We start from the raw sequence: 20568 nt of genomic DNA on the forward strand, positions 1-20568 counted from the left end.
TTTTGGTTCAACGATCAAGGTAACTGTGGGCGAACACACTCGGGCGTGACATTGCCGTGTCCTTTTCGTAATGTTGCCCGGAGCTCGCGGCCCCCGACGCGAGTTCCCGTCCCCGAAGTGGTGAGTGATCAGAGAAATGGCCGGCAGACATCGCAAGATCAAGGCTCCGCAGTGGAAGCTCCCCGCGGGTATCGCGGCAGCGGTCGCCACGGCGCTCCCGGCGTCGATGTGGCTGACCTCCGCAGGTTCCCCTGACGTCGAAGCGGCCAGCGCCGCGCTCGCGTTGCAGGCTCCCCCGGTCTCCAGCGTGACTCCCCCGCCGTCGACCAGCAGCACCCCGCCCTCCAGCAGCACGACCACCCCGCCGCCGTCGACCTCCTCGGCTCCCCCGAAGCCGACGACGTCGACCAAGGCCCCCGCCCCGGTCAAGAAGATCGTGCCCGCCGCGACGGCGTGTTCGACCAGCCTCGCCGGCACCAAGCCGCACGTGGCCCAGGTCGGCAACCACGTGAAGGCGAAGTTCGGCGTGACGAACGTCGGCGGCGTCGCCGGCCGGGCCAACGCCAGCGACCACCCCTCCGGCCTCGCGCTGGACTTCATGGTGGACACCGCCACCGGCAACGCGATCGCCGAATACCTCATGGCCAACCAGAAGGACTTCGGCATCACGTACGTCATCTGGCGCCAGCGCTACAACGACGGCAGCGGCTGGGACACCATGGAGGACCGCGGCGGCGCGACCGCCAACCACATGGACCACGTCCACGTCTCCTTCGCCAAGAGCGCGAAGGTGAACGTCAGCTGCTGAGGACGTCTATCAACGTTGCCGAGCGGACCGCTCGCCGGGCTGGATCACCGGTCGCCCCACGACCTCTTCCACGCCTTTGACGGCGAGCCGGTCCGCTCGCTCGTTCTCCGGATGCCCGGCATGGCCTTTGACCCAATGCCACTCGACCTCGTGCCGTGACGCGGCTTCGTCGAGACGGCGCCACAGGTCGGCGTTCTTGACCGGCGTCTTCGCCGAGGTCATCCAGCCGTTGTTCTTCCAGTTGCGCACCCAGCTGGTGATGCCGTTCCGGACGTAAGTGCTGTCGGTGTAGATGTCCACCGTGACCCGGCGCTTCAGGCTTTCCAGCGCCTCGATCGGCGCGGTCAGCTCCATCCGGTTGTTCGTGGTCGGCCCGGGATCCCCGCCGTAGATCTCCTTCTCGACGGTGCCGTACCGCAGCACCGCGCCCCAGCCGCCGGGACCGGGATTCCCGCTGCACGCGCCATCGGTGTAGATCTCGACTTCCGCCACCGGGACACCCTAGCGACGAGGTTCAGTCCGGCAGGAGCGGCACCCACGGCTCTTCGACCTGCCCCAGATGCACCGCGCGCGTGATGGACTTCGAACCGAACCGGTCCCGGACGGTGTCGAGCGTCGAGTCGAGCGCGTCCCTCGGTTTCGCCCCGAACGGCAGCGCCAGCTGGATCGCGTCGTCCTTCGACAGGTTCGTGAGCGCGAGCCCGATCAGCGTGAGACCGCGTTCGTCGATCAGCGGTCTCGCCGTGGCGAGCAGGTCACGCGCCGCCGCGACGATCGCGCCGGTCTGCTCGGTCGCCTCCATGAGGGTGTGCGAACGCGTCGCCCTGGTGAAATCGGCGAACCGCATCCGCAGCACGACGGTGCGGCACACCCGGTGCGCCGCACGCAGACGGCGGGCGAGGCGATCGGCGAGCGTCAGCAGCGTCGCGTCGAGCTCGGCGGGCGAACGCGGCCTGCTGCCGAGCGCGCGCTGCGCCCCGATGGACCGGCGGCGACGGCCCGTCTGCACGCGGCGCGGGTCGTCGTTGTGGGACAAGGCGTGCAGATGGGCGCCGACGCCGCGGCCGAGCATCCGGACGAGTTCCTTCTCCCCGAACCTCTCCATCTGCCCGACCGTGGTCACCCCGCGCTCGCGGAGCTTCTGCGCCGTCACCTTGCCGACTCCCCACAGCCGCTCGACCGGGAGCGGATGCAGGAACTCCAGCTCCTTGTCGTGCGGCACGACGAGGAGACCGTCGGGTTTCGCGACCCCGCTGGCCACCTTCGCGAGGAACTTCGTCCTGGCGACCCCGACGGTGATCGGCAAACCGACCTGCTCCAGGACGTCCTTCCGCAGTTTCGCGGCGATCCGGCTCGGCGTGCCCGCGATCTTCAGCAGCCCGCCGACGTCGAGGAAGGCCTCGTCGATCGAAATGCCTTCCACGAGCGGTGTCGTGTTGCCGAAGACCTCGAAGACCGCCTTGCTCGCCGCCGAATACGCGCGCATCCGGGGCGGGACCACGATCGCGTCCGGGCACAGCCGCCGCGCCTGGCCGCCGCCCATCGCCGTGCGCACGCCGTACGCCTTCGCCTCGTAGCTGGCCGCCAGCACGACCCCGCCGCCGACGATGACCGGCCGCCCGCGGAGCTTCGGGTCGTCACGCTGCTCGACCGACGCGTAGAACGAGTCCAGGTCGGCGTGCAGGATGGGACCCTCGGTCGTCATAGAACATATGTTCGCATCAAACGGCCCAATGGCCAAGCCGTCTCACCCGAGCGCTGCCGCCAGGGCCGAAGCGAGGAGGGCGACAGTGCGATCGTCGTCTTCGGCCAGGTCACGCAGCACGTCCAAGGCGAGCGCAGGCGGCATTTCGACGAGGGCCTGGGTGAGGCGGATCCGCGCCGCGGGGTCACCGGCGGCGAGCTCGCCGGTCAACGCGCTCATGATCCGGTCCGCGACGTCGTCGTCGCGCGCCAAGGTGCCGAGGACTTCGGCCGCCTCGACGTCGGACGTGCCTTCGACCACCATGCGGACGAGTTCCGGCACGGCCGCGCTCTCGCCGCGCGACCCCAGGGCCAGCGCGGCGCGGGCGCGGACCGCCCGGTCCCGGTCGCCGAGTGCCTCCGTCAGCGCCGCGGTCGCCTCGTCACCGGGCATCCCGGCGATGGCGAGGATCGCGCGCCGCCGGACGTCGACGTCGTCGGAACGCGCGCCGGACGCCAGGCTCGCCACGCCGTCGCCGCCCGCCCTCGCGAGAGCCCACCGCAGTGCTCCCGCGACGTTCGGATCGGCTTCGGAGAGGACCGCCCCGGCCAGCAGTTCGGCGGGCACCTCGGCCGGGGCCAGGGCGGTCTGCTGCCGCCGAGCCGCGTGAGGCGAGTTCAGCCCGTGCAGCAGCTCGACGATGCGCAGAACCCCTTCCCAGCCCGTCGGTGCCGAACCGTCGACCGCGCGGAGCCGGTCGAGCAGCTCCTGTTCCCGGTTCAGCCGCTCCTCGGTCCGCCGGATGAGGTCGCGGACGAGATCGGACGGCTCGAAGGCCGGATCCTCCAAGGCGCGGCCGATCTCGCGCAGCGACAGGCCGAGCGACCGCAGACTCTCCACGTGGAAGATCCGGCGGATGTCCTCGTCGGAGTACTCGCGGTAGCCGCCGAAGGTGCGGCCGGTCGGCCGCACCAGCCCGAGGGAGTCGTAATGCCGGAGCATCCGGCTGCTCACCCCCGAGCGGCGCGCCACCTCACCGATCAGCATCAAGCTCCCTCCTAGCCCAGCGCGACGATCCGTTTCGACTCGTCGAAACCGGAGTCCGGGTCGCGCAGGAGCCGCTCCGTGGCGCGGGCGTGCGCGCACACCTCCAGGTCGGCACTCGCCAAGGCCTTCCGCAAAACGGGCTCGATCACCGGCCCGAGCGCGACGAGCGCCCTGCTGAGACTCAACCGGACCGTCCGGTCGCCCCGGCCGAACTGGTCGGCCAGGTCACGGGCCAGCCGGGCCCGCTCCCCGTCGGGGACGAGGACGACGGCGGCACGCCACGCGCTGCGGGCGACCTCGTCGTCGGCGTCGTGCAGCAACGACCAGGCGATCGCGGGCCACGCGGCGCGGTCCCCGATCTTGGACAGCGTGTGCAACGCCTGGCTCCGGGCCTGGGCGACCTCCGAACCGAGCTCGGCCAGCAGCACCGGCACCGTCTTCCCGGCGGGCAGCCGGGTCAACGCCCAGGTCAGCATGTCCCGGACGTAGAAGTCCGGCTCGATCGCGCACCGCGCCACGAGCGGGCCGACGAACCGGACGTCCGGCTGCGTCCCGGCCGCCAGCGCCGCCTGGAGCCGCGTCGACGAGCTTTCGGAGCCGAGCGCGTCGAGCACGCGCAGGTCCGGTGAAGTCCTCTGTGTCGTGTTGATGGGGATCACCTCCTGCGCTCCAGTGAAGACCTTGTCACGATGTCAAGGTCAAGTCCGGCGCTCCACCGCGATCAGTCGAACGGGGGTCCGGAGTACGAGACCCGGTGCTTGAACACCTCCCCGTCCCGGATCTCGGCGGAGTACGTCGGCCTCGGCGAGATCGCGCGCCAGGCGTTCAGCACCTCCTCCGACTCCCAGTACTCGAAGATGTTCACCCGGCCCGGTTCGAGCGTGTCCGCGGCGATCACCACGTCGAGGCAGCCGGGATGGGCCCGCGCCTTCTCGACGATCACCTGGTGTCCCTCGACGTACCGGTCCCGTTCCGGCGGGTCGACGTACACCTTTCCCGCCACGATCACCGTCATTTCAAGCTCCTTTCGTCCGGTCGGTTCACCCCACCGACGAACGCGGCCGACGCGAACCGACACGGGCGCGGAAGAAATCCGTCACCGATCGCCCGCCGGCGAAACACCAGATCGCGATCACCGGGTCGCAGATCGCGCAGCCGAACGACGAATCGTCCAGGAACGGGATGATCGGGGCGCCCTTCAGGTGGTGCACGACGTCCCAAGCCGTGTGCAGCAGCCAGCCGATCCCGATGAACGTCCACGATTCGAGCCCGCGGTACGCCACATAGGCCATCAGTGCGGTGAAGACGAGTTCCCAGATCCCGAGCCCGCCGCCGCTGGCGTAGGCCGCGCCCGCGCCGGCGATCATGACCGCGTTGAAGCGGCGGCGGTGCGGCTCGTGGATCAGCGACATCAGGACGACGTAGACGAGGCCGACGAGAATCGGCGCGATGATCATCATGGCTCGACGCTAGAACCGGACGGTGCCCGCTCCCAGTGGCGTGAACGACGCCTTCCAACGGGATCTCGCCATCAGGCGGGTACGTTGCGGTCATGCACACCGTCGCCGTCCTCGCGCTGGACAAGGTGATCCCGTTCGACCTCTCGACACCGATCGAGGTCTTCACCAGGACCCGGCTCGCCGACGGAACCCCGGGCTACGAAGTGGTCGTCTGCGCCGAACATCCGGAAGTCGACGCCGGGCACTTCACCCTGCGCGCGCCAAGGGGGCTGGACGCGCTGCGCGACGCGGACACGATCATCGTCCCCGGCACCGCCGAGCCGAACCGTCCGTTGCCGGAATCCGTCCACGACGCGCTGAACTCAGCCGCCGCGAGGGGCACGCGGATCGCCTCGATCTGTTCGGGCACCTTCATCCTCGCCGCCGCGGGCCTGCTCGACGGCCTTCGCGCCACGACGCATTGGGTCGCCGCCGAGGCACTGGCCGCGGCGTACCCGGACGTCGACGTCGACCCGGACGTGCTCTATGTCGACAACGGGCGGATCCTGACCTCCGCGGGCGCCGCCGCGGGCCTGGATCTGTGCCTGCACCTGATCCGGCGGGACCACGGCTCCGCGATCGCGGCCGACGCCGCCCGCCTCTCGGTCATGGCGCTCGAACGCGAGGGCGGCCAGGCGCAGTTCATCGCGTTGCGGCATCCACCCGCGCCCCGTGGCGCGACACTGGAGCCGACTCTGTTGTGGATGCAGGAAAATCTCGCGCGCGAACTCACGCTCGCCGACATCGCCACACGCGCCGGGATGAGCACGCGCACGCTGATCCGGCACTTCCGCGAGCAGACCGGGACGACGCCGTTGCAGTGGCTGCACCGGACCCGGGTCCGGCAGGCGCAGCATCTGCTGGAGACCACCGAGTACGCCGTCGAACGGATCGGTGCCGAAGTCGGTTTCGGTTCGCCCACCTCGTTCCGTGACCGGTTCAAGCGCACGACGGGCGTCAGCCCGGGCACCTATCGGCGCGCTTTCCGTTAGGCGGCAAGGGCCAGAGCGGTGTCCGAAGCCCGCGCCCGGGCCTGGTCGGCGAACCGCCTCCTCGCGACGACGACTCTGAGCCATCGTTCCGAACGCTCGGCGTCCAGATCGGAGGTGGCGCGGGCGAGCACCTCGGCGGCGTGCGCGGCGGACTCGATCTCCGCGGCGGCGCCGAGGTAGTCACCGGCCTCGATCAGCTTGTAGGCGTGGCGCATCTCGGTCTGCGCGGTCGAGTAGATGGCGTAGGCGGCGAGGTTGTTCGCCAGCGGGCCCAGTGAATGCGACATCGGATTCTCCGTTCCTTCTCTCTACGAACACGTCGAACGGGGCCGCCGTGGTTCGACACGGCGGACGGATTTTTTCCGAGGGTTGCGCAAAGTGGCCGCCTCACGACAGCCTGAAGCGCATGCCAGCCCGAGCGGCGTCGTTCCGCAGCGTCTTCGCGGTCGCCGGATTCCGCCGGATCTGGCTCGCGCATCTGCTCTCGGTCGCGGGCGACCAGCTGGCCAGGGTCGCGCTCACGGTGCTGGTGTTCGACAGGACGTCGTCGGCGGGCTGGGCTTCGGCGGCGTACGCGCTGACCTTCGTGCCCGATCTCCTCGGCGGCGCGCTGGGCGGTGTCGCGGACCGGTTCTCGCGACGCACCGTGATGGTGGTGACCGACGTCGGCCGCGCGATCCTGATCGCGCTGATGGCGGTGCCCGGCCTTCCGCTACCGGCCGCGGCCGCGTTGTTGTTCGCCGTCCAACTCATGGCCGGGCCGTTCCACGCGGCCCGGCAGGCGATGCTGCCGGATCTGCTCGATCCGGACCGGCTGGTCGTCGGCCAGGCCGTCATCTCCTCCACGTACCAGGCCGGGCTCGTGGTGGGCTTCGGCGCGGGCGCCGCCGTCGTCACCGGGCTAGGCGTACCCGGGGCGCTGTTGATCGACGCGGGAACGTTCGCGCTGTCGGCGCTCATGCTCCGTTTCGGGCTCGACCGTTTCCCGCCCTCGGCACCCGCCCATCATGAACACCCGTCGCTGCTCGAGGGCTGCCGCCTGGTGGCGCGCGACCGCAAACTGCGCTGGCTGCTGCTCATCGCCTGCTGCTGCGGCTTCTACGTCGTGCCCGAGGGGCTCGCCGTCCCGGTCGCCGCCGAACTGGGCGTCGCGGGCGCGCTGCCGTGGCTGCTGGCCGCGAACCCGGTCGGTTCGGTGCTCGGCGGTCTCCTGCTGAGCCGGATCCCTCGCAAACGGCAGGTCCGGGTGCTGGGCGCGCTGACGGTGGCGAGCAGCCTGGTGCTGATCCCGACCGGCTGGGCTCCGGGTCTGGTCACGATCGTCGTGCTGTGGACGATCTCGGGTGTGTTCTCCGCGCACGACATGATCACGCAGACGCAGTACAGCCTCGCCGCGCCGCCCGCCCATCGCGGCCAGGTGATCGGCGTCGCGATCGCGGCGTTGCGGACGGCTCAGGCGGCGGGGATCGCGCTGGCCGGGCTGCTGGCCCAGGTCGTCGCGCCGACCACCGTGGTCACCGTCGCGGCGATCGCCGGCGTGGTGGTCGCGTTCGTCGCCGGAGCCGGCTGGACGCGGGCGGTGTCGTCCCGCCGCGGCCCTGAGGAACCCGAAGATCCCGTGGGTCCGGTCGGCGGGACGACACCCGTTGGCGAACACGGTTCCTGACACATCACGTCCAGTTGTTGTCACGACGGGTCGTCCAGTTGTTGTCACGCACTACGTTCACCTCCCTTCGCGAAGCCGCGCTCGTGGGCGAGATCACTCACGTCCAGTTGTTGTCACGCCGAGTGGTCCAGTTGTTGTCCCGCATGTCGTTCACCTCCCTCGAAATAGCGATTCATCCGGCAAAAGACTCACCAGTTGTTGTCCTGCATCGGTGCACCTCCCTCGTTTTGGTTGGGCTGTCCGGGGGAATTCGGGGCCACGACTCTCATCGTCCGGACAACGACGGTCGTCGCAGTCCCGGTTCGATTACGGTGTAGATCACCGACGGAAGAGGGTGCGTGGACGGACGACTCGGCGGCGCGCGGCGGCGGCTCAGGGCCTGGCACCTGTGGAGCCTGCCGCGACCTGTGCGTTCCTACGTCCTGGTCGTGAATCTCATCGCAGTCCTCTCGACCGCCGCCACGGCCCGGCTGGTCCCGGTGACCGGTACCGATCTCGTCCGGTTCGGCGTCCTGACGCTGTGCGCGGCCATCGCGATCGAGGGCACCCGGCAGATCGAACGCCAACGGGAGTACGACAGAGCCCCGTCGGTCGCCTACGTCGACACCAAGGCGGTCTGGAGCGTCGCCGCCGTCATCGCGCTGCCGCCGGTGCTCGCCGCCGCGATGGTCGTGGTGACCTACACCATCGCATGGCTGCGGATCTGGCCACACCAACGGCCGGTTCTCCCCCATCGGTGGATCTTTTCCGCCGCGACGGTGCTTTGCGGGACGCAGGCCGCCGTCGTCGTGCTCAGCCTCGGCATGCGCCACTACCCCGGCGCGCCCGACTCCGGACTGCTCGCCGGGGTGGGCGATCTCGCCGTCATCATCGTGGCCGCGGCCTTGCGCTGGGCGATCAACACCGTGCTGGTGATGGTCGCGATCGCGCTCTCGTCACCGCCGAAATCGATCGGCGAACTGTTCTCCGGATTCGGCGACCAGATCCTCGAAGCGGGCGCGCTCGGTCTCGGCCTCGTGACGGCCGTCGTCCTCGTCCAGGCCAACCCGCTGGTGCTGATCGGCGTCGTCATCGCGCTGGTCGCGCTGCACCGCGGGCTGCTGCTGACGCAGTACCGGCGCGACGCGCACACCGACGCCACCACCGGTCTCGTCACGAAACGCCGCTGGCGTCAGCTGGCCGAAGAACAGCTGGGCCGCACGCGCGCCGGACGCAAACTCGGCGTGCTGTTCCTCGACCTCGACAACTTCAAGACGATCAACGACACCTACGGCCACCCCAACGGCGACCTCGTCCTGCGCGCGGTCGGCGACGCGCTGCTCGCCGAGGTCCGTGAACAGGACATCTGCGGGCGGTGGGGCGGCGAGGAGTTCGCGATCGTCATCCCGGACATCCACGGCGAGGAGACGCTGCGCCAGGTCGCCGAACGGATCCGGCATCAGGTGGCGGTGGTCTCGGTCGCGCTGCCCGATCGCGACACCGTGCTGACCGACCTCACGGTGTCGATCGGCGGGGCGCTGTACCCGGCGGCCAACATCACCAGCGTCGACGACCTCCTCGTCGCCACCGACACCGCGCTCTACCGCGCGAAACAGGGTGGCCGCAACAGGGTCGAATTGGCACCGCCCGCACAGTAGGATTCGCCGCGTCTGGGGAGGCGCGATGGAGCGATTCGCTCGGGGTCCGGTCGGTCTGGTGGTCGCGATCCAGGTCTTGGTGCTGACACTGGTTTCCGGGCGATACGGCTTCCACCGCGACGAGCTGTACTTCCTCGCCGCGGGCAAACGGCTCGCTTGGGGATATGTCGACCAGCCACCGCTGACGCCCTTGCTCGCGCGGATCTCCACCGACGTCTTCGGCGCCACTCCCGCCGGCCTGCGCGTGGCCGCGACCCTGTGCGCCGCCGCGACGGTGGTCCTGCTGGCGCTGGTCGCCCGCGAGTTCGGCGGCGGCCGCGGCGCGCAGGTCCTCACCGCCGCGACGACCGCGCTGGCGGCGTTCGTCGTGGTCGACGGGCACATGCTGTCGACGGCCACCGTCGACCTGCTGATCTGGAGCGCGCTGGGTCTGGTGATCCTGCGCCTGTTCCGCACCGGCGACGGACGGTGGTGGCTCGCGATCGGCGCCGTCGTCGGCATCGGGCTGGAGGCCAAATGGCTTGTCCTGCTGATGGTCGCCTCGATCGGCCTGGCGGTGCTCGCCGTCGGCCCGCGGACCGTCTTCCGCAGCGGCTGGCTCGCCGTCGGCGTCCTGCTCGCGCTCGTGCTGGCCGCACCGGGCCTGATCTGGCAGGCGGCGCATGATTTCCCTTTGCTGACCGTGGCTTCCGGTATCAGCGAGGACGACGGCGCGGAGAACCGGATCCTGTTCGTGCCGATGCAGTTGCTCTATCTCTCCCCGGTGGTGGTGCCCGTCTGGATCGCGGGCGGCCTCCGGCTCTGGCGTGATCCGGAACTGCGCTGGGCCCGTTCCGTGGCGCTGGCTTATCCGGTGTTGTGCGTTCTTTTGTTGGTATTGGGCGGAAAGCCGTACTACTCGGCGCCTTTCCTGTTGCTGCTCACGGCGGCGGGCGCCGAACCCTGTCTGCGCTCACTGGACCGGGTCTCGCGTCGTGTTGGTGCGGCGGTGCTGGCTGTGCTCGGTGCCGCGATCTCACTCGTCGTCGGACTGCCTCTGCTGCCGGTGTCCGCGCTGGCGCCGGTCCTGGTGGTGAACAAGGAACAAGGCGAGCAGGCGGGCTGGCCCGAGCTGGCTTCCTCGGTCACCCAGGTCTGGGAGCGGATCCCGGCGGAACAGCGCTCGACCGCGGTGATCTTCACGCGGAACTACGGGCAGGCAGGGGCTCTGGAGTACTACGGGCTTCCCGGCGTGTACTCGGGGCATATGTCCTATGCGGACTGGGGGCCACCTCCTGCAACGGCTTCGGGACCCGTGGTCGTGGTGGGGCCGTACCTTCCGGCGTGGTTCACCGACTGCCACGAGGCGGCCGTGCACGACAACGGGCTCGGGGTGGAGAACGACGAGCAGGGAGTGCGGATTTCGTTGTGTGCGGGGACTTCCCGGCCTTGGGCCGCGCTTTGGAGCGAGTTGCGACACTACTATTGATCCGAAACTGTCGGTGGCCGGTCGTATGTTCTGCGTGTGGACACACTCAACGCCACTGTGGCGCTACTCAAGGAAATCACCTCACTGGAAGCTCTTCGGGAGGTCAATGCTTCACTGGATACGTTGGGAGACAACGATGCCGTGGATGCCGCTCTCGCAGCTACGGAAGGAATCGCACGCCTGGAGGCCGTCCGGTTCCGCGCATTAGGCCGGTTGAGCCGACATCGCGACGGCGCCCCCAGCGTGGCGCAGGAGGTCGCGCTCGCTCTGTCCGTTGTGGACGGTCATGCTGCCGGCTTGGTCTCCACCGCCCAGGCATTGACCACCCGACTGCCCCGCACCCTCGGGTTGCTGGATGCCGGAAAGGTAGGCGGCTATGGGGCGATGAAAGTCGCTGCCGCTACTGCGTGGCTCTCCGACGACGACGCCCGCGCGGTGGACGCCGTCCTGGAAGACCGTCTGCCGGACCGGAACTCCGACCAAATCCGGAAAGCAGCCAACCACGCCGCGATGATGGCCGACCGCGACGGCGCCTCCCGCCGGGCCGAGCGGAATCGTGGCGGACGCCGTCTCTCGGTACGCCACGGCGAGACCGGAGTGGCCTCCATCGAAGTCGAAGACGGCCCCGTGGAGAAAGTGGCCGCCGCCTACACCCGCATCGACCGCGAAGCCCGCGCCCTGCGGGCCGGCGGAGAGACACGCACCCTGGATCAGCTTCGTGCCGATGTCGCCCTCGATCTCTTGCTGGGCGGCCAGGGCGGGAAGAGCGAACGATCCGAAGTGTTCCTCTACATGGACCTGCACACCTACCTCGGACTGAACGACGACCCCGCCGAGATGGCCGGACACGGCCACATCCCGGCGTCACTGGCCCGGGAGATCGCTGGCGGACCGAACACCGTACTGCGGCGGATCATCACCGACCCACTCTCCGGACAAGTCCTCGACCTCGGACGCGACCGCTACCGGCCCACCGCCGGACTCGACGAATTCGTCCGGGTCCGGGACCGGGAATGCCGAAGACCCGGCTGCCACCGCGTCGCCCAAGCCTGCGACCTCGACCACTCGCTGCCCTGGCAATTCGGTGGCCACACCGCGGACACGGAACTGGTCGATCTATGCCGCCGCGACCATCGGCTGAAGGACGAGCCGGGCTGGAACTACGCATTGGGTTCCGATGGGACTCTCACCATCACCACACCCACCGGGCAGCGCTACGACAGCGCACCACCGCCACTGCACGAACCCCGCGCCGAAGAACCACCACCGTTCTGACCGCCGCCTGATTGCCGAAAAACGGCAACGGCTCGATCATCCGCTGCCCTCGCGGCGCATCGCAACGGCGCCGCACCTCCGACAGCCATCGACCGACCGCCGCCTCACTCGTCGGCCGACAACCCTCGGCCGTCGTCGCCGAAAAGCGGCCAACCCCGGCAGCACCCACCGCAGCACGACAAGGCCCCGCCCCCTAACAACGTCGCCGAAAACCGACCACCCCCACCACCGGCAGCCACAACCCCGAGCGCCCCCGGTGAAACCGGCGTGAACACCCGGTGACACCTCGCGACCCCACCCGGCAGCCCCAGCCGCCAGTTGTCCACTTCATGACGTCATCCGGCCCCACCGCTAGGTGTTCCACGACACTTTTTGGCGGGTTCCTACAATCCCCGGCCCCCGGCATGCGCCACCGGCGACATTCTCGTACCGGCCGGTAAGAGGCAGGCTGTTAGACAGGTATCAGGAGACTGTCCCGCGCGTGATCCGGCGGGACGGTGCCGCTCACTTGGGAGGCTCAGTCGGTGTTCAGTCGTGTCGCCATCGTCAACCGCGGAGAAGCCGCGATGCGGCTCATCCACGCCGTCCGCGAGCTTTCGGCGGAGACCGGACGGCGGATCGAGACCGTCGCGCTCTTCACGGACGCGGACCGGTCGGCGACGTTCGTGCGGGAAGCCGACATCAGCTACAACCTCGGGCCCGCGTCGGCGCGCCCCTATCTCGACTTCGCCGTGCTGGAGCGGGCGCTGACCGAGACCGGGGCCGACGCGGCCTGGGTCGGCTGGGGGTTCGTGGCCGAGGATCCGGCCTTCGCCGAGCTGTGTGAGCGGCTGGGCGTCACCTTCATCGGTCCGAGCGCGGACGCGATGCGCAAGCTCGGCGACAAGATCGGCGCGAAGCTGATCGCCGAAGAGGTCGGCGTGCCCGTCGCTCCCTGGAGCCGCGGCGCCGTCGCGGATCTCGACGCCGCCATCAAGGCCGCCGACGAGATCGGCTATCCGCTGATGCTCAAGGCCACCGCCGGCGGTGGCGGTCGCGGTATCCGCGTCATCACCTCCGCCGACGAGCTCAAGGACGCCTACGAGCGCACCAGCCTGGAGGCCGAGCGCGCCTTCGGCAGCGGCGTCGTCTTCCTGGAGCGCCTGGTCACCGGCGCCCGGCACGTCGAGGTCCAGGTCATCGCCGACGGCCAGGGCACCGCGTGGGCGCTCGGCGTCCGCGACTGTTCGGTGCAGCGCCGCAACCAGAAGATCATCGAGGAGTCCGCCTCCCCGGTGCTCAGCCCCGAGCAGGCCGACGAGCTCAAGCGGTCCGCCGAGCGGCTCGCGCTCGCGGTCGATTACCGCGGGGCCGGGACGGTCGAGTTCCTCTACCACCCCGGCGACAAGCTGTTCGCGTTCCTCGAGGTGAACACCCGCCTCCAGGTCGAGCACCCGATCACCGAGCTGACCACCGGCATGGACCTGGTCAAGGCCCAGCTGCACGTCGCTTCCGGCGGCAAGCTCGAAGGCGTCCAGCCGGTCGAGTTCGGGCACGCCGTCGAGGCGCGGCTCAACGCCGAAGACCCGGACCGCGACTTCGCGCCGTCCCCGGGCCGCATCGCCCGCCTGGACCTGCCCGCCGGCCCCGGTATCCGCGTCGACACCGGAGTCAGCGAAGGCGACACCATCCCGGCCGACTTCGACTCGATGATCGCGAAGATCATCGCCTACGGCCGCGACCGTGACGAGGCACTCGGCCGTCTGCGCCGCGCGATGGCGCAGACCACGGTCATCATCGAGGGCGGCGCGACCAACAAGAGCTTCGTCCTCGACCTGCTCGACCAGCCCGAGGTGATCGACGGCAGCGCCGACACCGGCTGGATCGACCGCGTCCGCGGCGAGGGCAAGCTGGTCACCCACCGCCATTCGGCGATCGCGCTCGCGGCCGCCGCCATCGAGGCGTACGAGGACGAGGAAGCCGTCGAGCGCCAGCGGCTCCTCTCCACCGCGCACGGTGGCCGCCCGCAGGTCCAGCACGAGAGCGGCCGTCCGCTCGACCTCAAGCTGCGCGGTGCCGCGTACCGCGTGAGCGTCGCCAGGATCGGCCACCGCCGGTTCCGCGTCGGCGTCTCGGCGGGCGGCGGCGAGATCCACCCCGCCGACGTCGAGGTCGACCGGTTCGACGAGCACACCGGCCAGATCACCGTCAACGGCACCCGGTTCCGCCTGGTCACCGGCACCCACGGCCCGATCCACCTGGTCGAGGTCGACGGCATCACCCACCGCATCAGCCGGGACGAGGGCGGCGTCGTCCGCTCCCCCGCGCCCGCGCTCGTCGTCGCGACCCCGCTGGAGGTCGGCGCCGAGGTCGAAGCAGGCGCGCCCGTGCTGGTGCTGGAAAGCATGAAGATGGAGACGGTGCTCCGCGCACCGTTCCGCGCGAAGCTGCGTGAATGCGTCGTCTCGGTCGGCAGCCAGGTCGAGACCGGCGCTCCCCTGCTGCGGCTCGAACCGGTGGCCGAAGAAGGCGAAGAGGTCGCCGAGGACACCGGCAGCGTCGAGATCGAGCTGCCCGCGGAGCCGGACGGCACGTCCGCGGCACAGCGGATCACGCGGGGACAGCAGGACCTGCGCAGCCTCCTGCTCGGCTTCGACGTCGACCCGCACGACGAGCGCCGCACGCTCAGCACGTACCTGGCTGCCCGCGCCGAACTGGACGGCAACAGCGATCGCCCGCTGGAGGGTGAGGTCGAGCTGCTGACCGTGTTCGCGGACCTCTCCGAGCTGATGCGCAACAAGCCGGCGCGCGAAGACACCAAGACGGACACCCGGGTGCACAGCTCCCGCGAGTTCTTCCACACCTACCTGCAGAGCCTCGACGTCGACCGCGCCGGGCTGTCGGAGTCGTTCCAGAACAAGCTGAAGAAGGTGCTGGCGCACTACGGCATCAAGGATCTGGAGCGGACGCCGGAGCTGGAGGAGGCGGTCTTCCGCATCTTCCTCGCCCAGCAGCGCACCTCGTCCGACGTCGCGGTCGTCACCGCGCTGCTGCGGCAGTGGCTCACCGAGCCGCAGCCGTTCGAGTCGATGCGTGAACCGGCGGGCAAGGCGCTGGAGCAGCTCATCGCCGCCACCCAGCTCCGCTTCCCGGTGGTCGGCGACCTGGCGCGCAGCGTGGTGTTCCGCTGGTTCGCCCAGCCGTTGCTTCGCCGCACCCGCGCCGAGGCCTACAGCGAGGTCCGCAAACACCTGCGTCACCTCGACCTGCACCCGGATTCGCCGGACCGCGCCGAGCGGATCGCGAGCATGCTGGCCAGCGCACAGCCGCTGGTCCGCCTGCTCGGGCAGCGGATCGGCCGCCCCGGCACCGATCACAGCCCGCTGCTGGAGGTGCTGAGCCGCCGCTACTACGGCAACCGCTCGCTCACCGATGTGCAGCAGGTGACCGTCGGCGGCTGCACCTTCGTCACCGGCGACTACGCCGACGCGAACGAGCGGTTCCACATGGTCACCACCGCCGTCGACCGCGCCGGGCTGCCCGGGGCGATCAAGGCGGTCGCCGACCTCGCCGCGCAACTGCCCGCCGACACCGACGTCGAGGCGGACCTGTACCTCACCTGGGACGACGAGTCGGCCGACGACGACACGATGGCCGCCGGGCTGCGCGAGGTCCTGACGGCCGAGTCGCTGCCGAGCCGGATCCGCCGGATCACCACCACGGTCGCCGGGCACGGCGGTGCGGTGATGCACCACCACTTCACCTTCCGCCCGTCCTCGACCGGATTCAGCGAGGAACGGCTGATCCGCGGCCTGCACCCCCTGATCGCCCAGCGGATGCAGTTGCAGCGGCTGGCGAACTTCGACCTCACGCGCCTGCCGTCGGGTGACGAGGACGTGTACCTGTTCAAGTGCGTCTCGCCGATGAACCCGTCGGATCAGCGGCTGGTCGCGCTCGCCCAGGTCCGTGACCTGACCCCGTTGCGGGACAACGACGGCAAGCTGCTGGCCCTGCCCGCGGTCGAAGGCACGCTGGCGGGCTGCCTCGACGCGATCCGCGAGGTGCAGGCGAAGCTTCCGCCGAAGAAGCGCTTCGACACCAACCGGATCATGCTGTATGTCTGGCCGACCAGTGAGCTCACCGGCGAGGAGCTGGACACGGTCGCCCAGCGGGTGCAGCCGTCGACGGCGGGCGCGGGCCTCGAAGAGGTCCAGTTCCTCGGCAGGCAGCGCGACCGCGCGACCGGCGAGGTCAAAGAGGTCGCCGTGCGCATCGGCTACGACGTGAGCGGCGGCGTGCAGATGTCGCTGTCCGAGCCCACCACCGAGCCGATACTCCCGCTCGACGACTACCGCCAGAACGTGCTGCGCGCCCGACGCCGCGACACCGTGTACCCGTACGAGCTGACCGAGATGCTCGGTTCGTTCACCGAGTACGACATGGACGACACGAACACCCTCGTCCCGGTCGACCGGAAGAAGGGCCGCAACAAGGCGGCGATCGTCGCCGGTGTGGTCACCACGCCGACCGAACGTCACCCGGAGGGCGTCAAGCGCGTGGTGCTGCTCGGCGACCCGACGAAGGCGCTCGGCGCGCTGTCGGAGCCGGAGTGCTCGCGGGTGATCGCGGCGCTGGACCTCGCCGAGCGGCTGCGGGTCCCGCTGGAGTGGTACGCGCTTTCGGCGGGCGCGCGGATTTCGATGGAGTCCGGTACCGAGAACATGGACTGGGTCGCGGCCGCGCTCAAGCGGATCGTGCACTTCACCCAGAACGGCGGCGAGATCAACATCGTCGTCGCGGGGATCAACGTCGGCGCCCAGCCGTACTGGAACGCCGAAGCGACGATGCTCATGCACACCAAGGGAATCCTGGTGATGACGCCGGATTCCGCGATGGTGCTGACCGGTAAGCAGTCCCTCGACTTCTCCGGTGGCGTCTCGGCCGAGGACAACTTCGGCATCGGCGGCTACGACCGGGTCATGGGCCCGAACGGCCAGGCGCAGTACTGGGCGCCGAACCTCGCCGCGGCACGCGACGTGCTGATGTCGCACTACGACCACACTTACGTGGCACCGGGCGAGCCCGGTCCGCGCAAGGCGGTCACGAACGACCCGATCGACCGGGACATCTCGTCGTTCCCGCACGCGGCCGTCGACAGCGACTTCACCACGGTCGGCCAGATCTTCTCGCGGGAGGCCAACCCCGACCGCAAGAAGCCGTTCGACATCCGCACCGTGATGCGCGCGCTGTCGGACCAGGACCACCCGGTGCTGGAGCGCTGGCCGGGTATGGCCGACGCGGAGACCGCGGCCGTGCAGGACGTGCACCTCGGCGGGCGGCCGGTGTGCCTGCTCGGCATCGAGTCGCGTTCGGTGCCGCGCCGCGGCTTCCCGCCCACCGACGGACCGGACACCTACACCGCGGGCACGCTGTTCCCCCGGTCGTCGAAAAAGGCGGCGCGGGCGATCAACGCGGCCAGCGGCAACCGGCCGCTGGTGGTGCTGGCGAACCTGTCCGGCTTCGACGGTTCGCCGGAGTCGATGCGGAAGCTGCAGCTGGAGTACGGCGCGGAGATCGGCCGGGCGATCGTCAACTTCGAGGGCCCGATCGTGTTCACCGTGATCTCGCGATACCACGGCGGCGCGTTCGTGGTCTTCTCGAAGGCGCTGAACCCGAACATGACGGTGCTGGCGCTGGAAGGCTCGTTCGCCTCCGTGCTCGGCGGGGCGCCCGCCGCGGCGGTCGTGTTCGCCGGTGAGGTCAACGCGCGGACCGCGGCGGATCAGCGGGTGCGCTCGCTCACCGAGAAGCTCAGCGGGGCGGTGGGTGCCGAACGCGCCGCGCTGGCCGCGGAGCTGGCCGAGGTCCAGTCGTCGGTGCGGGCCGAGAAACTGGGCGCGGTCGCGGCCGAGTTCGACGGCGTGCACAGCATCGAGCGCGCGGTGAAGGTCGGCTCGGTGGACGCGATCATCAGCGCCGCCGAGATGCGGCCGCGCATCATCGAAGCGATCGAAGCGGGCCTCGCCAAGCAGTAGCCCTCCCTTTAGAGCGCCATGAAAGGTCCTTTCCTTGCAAATTTTGCAAGGAAAGGACCTTTCATGGCACCGGAGGGCTAGTCGGTGGGCGGCTGGTCCCCGAAATCCTCGGGCGCGATCTTGTCCAGCGCCGCCCGGAACTCCTCGACCTCCCGTTCCTGCGCGACCGGGTCGGACGGCACCGTCGGCAGTTCCGCGTCCGGCCCGGCCCCCACGATCTCGACCCGCACCGAAGCGACCTCCAGGACCGCGTCCGCCACCTCGATCCCGACGCCGGCCCGCAAGCCGATCGCGACCGCGTCACTCGGCCGGGCGGAGACGCGGATTCCGGAATCGAGTACCAGATCCGCGAAGAAGATCCCGTCCCGCAGCGCGGTGACCTGCACCCCGGTGACCCGGTGCCCGAACGACTCGACCACCTGGCCGATCAGTTCGATCGTGCCGGGCCGGGGCAGCCGGATCCGTTCCTGCGCGAGCGCCACCGCGCTCGCCTCCGGGCCGCCGATCGTGATCGCCAGCCAGCGGCGCTCGCCGTCCCGTTCCCGCAGCAACATCACCGGTGCCGCTTCCGGGGCCAGGACTGCCATCCCCTCGACGTCCATCGAAATCATGCGCGGTACCTCATTCCCTCGCCTCAGGCGTCGTCGTCCTTGAGTGCCTTGTCCGCCACCACCTCCGACGGGGCGGGCCGGTCACGCCGCTGGAACGGCGTCGTGTGCCCCTCGGCGCGCAGCCGGGGGATCATGTGCGGATAGTGGAGTTCGAACGCCGGCCGTTCCGACCGGATCCTCGGCAGATCGAAGAAGTTGTGCCGGGGCGGCGGACAGGTCGTCGCCCACTCCAGGGAGTTCCCGTATCCCCACGGGTCGTCGACTTCGACGACCTCCCCGAACCGGTAACTGCGGACGACGTTCCAGATGAACGGCAGCACCGACGCGCCCAGCAGGAACGCGCCGATCGTGGAAATGGTGTGCAGCAGGGTGAAACCGTCCGAGCTCAGGTAGTCGGCGTAGCGGCGCGGCATTCCCTCGTTGCCGAGCCAGTGCTGGACGAGGAACGTCATGTGGAAGCCGATGAAGGTGGTCCAGAAATGGAGCTTCGCGAGCCGCTCGTCGAGCATCCGCCCGGTCATCTTGGGGAACCAGAAGTAGATCCCGGCAAAGGTGGCGAACACGATGGTGCCGAACAGCACGTAATGGAAATGCGCCACCACGAAATAGGTGTCGTGGATGTGGAAGTCCAGCGGCGGCGCGGCGAGGATGATCCCGGTCAGCCCGCCGAGCAGGAACGTCACCATGAACCCGATCGACCACAGCATCGGTGATTCGAAGGTGAGCTGCCCCTTCCACATGGTGCCGATCCAGTTGAAGAACTTGATCCCGGTCGGCACCGCGATCAAAAAGGTCATGATGGAAAAGAACGGCAGCAGCACCGCGCCGGTGGCGAACATGTGGTGCGCCCACACGGCGAAGGACAGCGCGGTGATCGCGATCGTCGCGAACACCATGAGTTTGTAGCCGAACAACGGTTTCCGGCTGAACACCGGGACGATCTCGGTGATGATGCCGAAATACGGCAACGCGACGATGTACACCTCGGGATGCCCGAAGAACCAGAATAGGTGCTGGAACAGGATCGCCCCGCCGTTGGCCGGATCGAAGACGTGCGCGCCGAGCCGCCGGTCCGCCTCCAGCCCGAACAGCGCCGCGGTGAGGATCGGGAAGACCGCCAGGATCAGGATCGTGGTGAACAGGATGTTCCAGGTGAACAGCGGCAGCCGCCACATGGTCATCCCGGGCGCGCGCAGACAGAGGATCGTGGTGACCATGTTGACCGCGCCGAGGATCGTGCCGAGCCCGGACACGATCAGGCCCATGATCACCAGATCGGCGCCGACGCCCGGGGTGTGCGCGGCGTTGGACAGCGGCGTGTACATCGTCCACCCGAAGTCGGGCGCACCGCCCGGCGTCATGAACGAGCTGAGCACCATCAGCCCGCCGAAGAGGTAGAGCCAGTAGGAGAACGCGTTCAGCCGCGGGAAGGCGACGTCCGGGGAGCCGATCTGCAGCGGCAGGATGTAGTTGGCGAAGGCGAAGAGATTCGGTGTCGCGTACAGCAACAGCATGATCAGGCCGTGCATGGTGAACAGCTGGTTGTACTGCTCCTGCGACAGGAACTGCATTCCCGGCCTGCCCAGCTCGCCGCGCATCAGCAGCGCCATGAAGCCGCCGATGAGGAAGAACCCGAACGAGGTGCTCATATAAAGCACGCCGATCGTCTTGTGGTCGGTGGTGCGGACGACGCTGAGGAAGGCACTCCCCTTGGGGGCACGGATCCGCCCGCCGAAGCGGACGGCCTCCGGTCGCGGAGAGGGCTTCACGGCGGTCATGGCGACTCCCAGCACGAGGACACACCTTCTGAAGGCTGGTACCCCTCCAGGAGAGTCCCTACACGCGCGCTTTTCAAGGGCTAGCCGAG

Annotated in this window: 16 protein-coding genes; 7 read left to right on the forward strand and 9 right to left on the reverse strand. The window is 69.4% G+C overall.

Annotation, left to right across the window (positions count from 1 at the left end; genetic code table 11):
- The first annotated feature begins 136 nt into the window (after positions 1–136).
- Positions 137–808 carry a hypothetical protein gene (locus DMC61_RS05625; protein ID WP_125687393.1) on the forward strand — a complete coding sequence of 224 codons (672 nt, stop codon included), beginning with the start codon at positions 137–139 and terminating at the stop codon, positions 806–808.
- Between the two features lie 9 nt (positions 809–817).
- Here the strand turns inward: DMC61_RS05625 and rnhA are convergent, their stop codons facing one another.
- The 6 genes from rnhA to DMC61_RS05655 all read right to left on the reverse strand — a co-directional run bounded on the left by rnhA (position 818) and on the right by DMC61_RS05655 (position 4999).
- Positions 818–1300: a ribonuclease HI gene (rnhA, locus tag DMC61_RS05630; protein ID WP_016333442.1), complete on the reverse strand. Its 483-nt coding sequence runs from the start codon at positions 1298–1300 to the stop codon at positions 818–820.
- A 22-nt stretch (positions 1301–1322) separates the two neighbouring features.
- A complete protein-coding gene (gene dinB, locus DMC61_RS05635) occupies positions 1323–2513 on the reverse strand; it encodes a DNA polymerase IV (protein WP_125687395.1) in 1191 nt (396 codons plus the stop codon).
- 42 nt (positions 2514–2555) lie between these two features.
- Positions 2556–3539 carry a MerR family transcriptional regulator gene (locus DMC61_RS05640; protein ID WP_125687397.1) on the reverse strand — a complete coding sequence of 328 codons (984 nt, stop codon included), beginning with the start codon at positions 3537–3539 and terminating at the stop codon, positions 2556–2558.
- A gap of 11 nt (positions 3540–3550) precedes the next feature.
- A complete protein-coding gene (locus tag DMC61_RS05645; RefSeq protein ID WP_125687399.1) occupies positions 3551–4198 on the reverse strand; it encodes a HEAT repeat domain-containing protein in 648 nt (215 codons plus the stop codon).
- Positions 4199–4260: 62 nt separating this feature from the next.
- Positions 4261–4554 carry a putative quinol monooxygenase gene (locus DMC61_RS05650; protein ID WP_125687401.1) on the reverse strand — a complete coding sequence of 98 codons (294 nt, stop codon included), beginning with the start codon at positions 4552–4554 and terminating at the stop codon, positions 4261–4263.
- A 25-nt stretch (positions 4555–4579) separates the two neighbouring features.
- The gene (locus tag DMC61_RS05655) at positions 4580–4999 is read right to left on the reverse strand and encodes a DUF6010 family protein (protein ID WP_125687403.1); all 420 of its coding nucleotides are present in this window, start codon (positions 4997–4999) and stop codon (positions 4580–4582) included.
- A gap of 92 nt (positions 5000–5091) precedes the next feature.
- Here DMC61_RS05655 and DMC61_RS05660 point away from each other — a divergent pair, with 92 nt between their 5' ends.
- Complete coding sequence (locus tag DMC61_RS05660; RefSeq protein WP_125687405.1) at positions 5092–6030, forward strand: GlxA family transcriptional regulator; 939 nt, start codon at positions 5092–5094, stop codon at positions 6028–6030.
- Here DMC61_RS05660 and DMC61_RS05665 read toward each other — a convergent pair.
- A complete protein-coding gene (locus DMC61_RS05665) occupies positions 6027–6317 on the reverse strand; it encodes a hypothetical protein (RefSeq protein ID WP_125687407.1) in 291 nt (96 codons plus the stop codon). The genes DMC61_RS05660 and DMC61_RS05665 overlap by 4 nt on opposite strands.
- Positions 6318–6436: 119 nt before the next feature.
- Here DMC61_RS05665 and DMC61_RS05670 point away from each other — a divergent pair, with 119 nt between their 5' ends.
- The 5 genes from DMC61_RS05670 (at position 6437) to DMC61_RS05690 (ending at position 18090) form a co-directional block, all read left to right on the forward strand.
- Complete coding sequence (locus tag DMC61_RS05670; protein WP_125687409.1) at positions 6437–7696, forward strand: MFS transporter; 1260 nt, start codon at positions 6437–6439, stop codon at positions 7694–7696.
- 338 nt (positions 7697–8034) lie between these two features.
- Entirely contained in the window at positions 8035–9333 is a 1299-nt protein-coding gene (locus DMC61_RS05675; RefSeq protein ID WP_370456388.1) for a diguanylate cyclase, read from the forward strand.
- Between the two features lie 25 nt (positions 9334–9358).
- Positions 9359–10801 (forward strand): glycosyltransferase family 39 protein, encoded by a 1443-nt coding sequence (locus DMC61_RS05680; protein ID WP_125687411.1) that lies wholly within the window; start codon positions 9359–9361, stop codon positions 10799–10801.
- 36 nt (positions 10802–10837) lie between these two features.
- A complete protein-coding gene (locus DMC61_RS05685; RefSeq protein WP_233594711.1) occupies positions 10838–12076 on the forward strand; it encodes an HNH endonuclease signature motif containing protein in 1239 nt (412 codons plus the stop codon).
- A 524-nt stretch (positions 12077–12600) separates the two neighbouring features.
- Positions 12601–18090 (forward strand): carboxyl transferase domain-containing protein, encoded by a 5490-nt coding sequence (locus DMC61_RS05690; RefSeq protein ID WP_125687413.1) that lies wholly within the window; start codon positions 12601–12603, stop codon positions 18088–18090.
- 77 nt (positions 18091–18167) lie between these two features.
- Here DMC61_RS05690 and DMC61_RS05695 read toward each other — a convergent pair whose 3' ends face one another.
- Together DMC61_RS05695 and ctaD are read right to left on the reverse strand one after the other, a co-directional pair.
- The gene (locus tag DMC61_RS05695; protein WP_125687415.1) at positions 18168–18701 is read right to left on the reverse strand and encodes a bifunctional nuclease family protein; all 534 of its coding nucleotides are present in this window, start codon (positions 18699–18701) and stop codon (positions 18168–18170) included.
- A 23-nt stretch (positions 18702–18724) separates the two neighbouring features.
- The gene (gene ctaD, locus DMC61_RS05700) at positions 18725–20479 is read right to left on the reverse strand and encodes a cytochrome c oxidase subunit I (RefSeq protein ID WP_233594712.1); all 1755 of its coding nucleotides are present in this window, start codon (positions 20477–20479) and stop codon (positions 18725–18727) included.
- Between the last annotated feature and the right edge of the window lie 89 nt (positions 20480–20568).

The sequence above is a fragment of the Amycolatopsis sp. WAC 04169 genome, assembly GCF_003947535.1.
Classification (GTDB): domain Bacteria; phylum Actinomycetota; class Actinomycetes; order Mycobacteriales; family Pseudonocardiaceae; genus Amycolatopsis; species Amycolatopsis keratiniphila.

Coding starts and splice junctions, on each gene's coding strand:
- DMC61_RS05625 (WP_125687393.1), top strand. CDS start 137: ATGGCCGGCAGACATCGCAAGATCAAGGCTCCGCAGTGGAAGCTCCCC.
- dinB (WP_125687395.1), bottom strand. CDS start 2,513: ATGACGACCGAGGGTCCCATCCTGCACGCCGACCTGGACTCGTTCTAC.
- DMC61_RS05640 (WP_125687397.1), bottom strand. CDS start 3,539: ATGCTGATCGGTGAGGTGGCGCGCCGCTCGGGGGTGAGCAGCCGGATG.
- DMC61_RS05650 (WP_125687401.1), bottom strand. CDS start 4,554: ATGACGGTGATCGTGGCGGGAAAGGTGTACGTCGACCCGCCGGAACGG.
- DMC61_RS05655 (WP_125687403.1), bottom strand. CDS start 4,999: ATGATGATCATCGCGCCGATTCTCGTCGGCCTCGTCTACGTCGTCCTG.
- DMC61_RS05660 (WP_125687405.1), top strand. CDS start 5,092: ATGCACACCGTCGCCGTCCTCGCGCTGGACAAGGTGATCCCGTTCGAC.
- DMC61_RS05665 (WP_125687407.1), bottom strand. CDS start 6,317: ATGTCGCATTCACTGGGCCCGCTGGCGAACAACCTCGCCGCCTACGCC.
- DMC61_RS05670 (WP_125687409.1), top strand. CDS start 6,437: ATGCCAGCCCGAGCGGCGTCGTTCCGCAGCGTCTTCGCGGTCGCCGGA.
- DMC61_RS05680 (WP_125687411.1), top strand. CDS start 9,359: ATGGAGCGATTCGCTCGGGGTCCGGTCGGTCTGGTGGTCGCGATCCAG.
- DMC61_RS05695 (WP_125687415.1), bottom strand. CDS start 18,701: ATGATTTCGATGGACGTCGAGGGGATGGCAGTCCTGGCCCCGGAAGCG.
- ctaD (WP_233594712.1), bottom strand. CDS start 20,479: ATGACCGCCGTGAAGCCCTCTCCGCGACCGGAGGCCGTCCGCTTCGGC.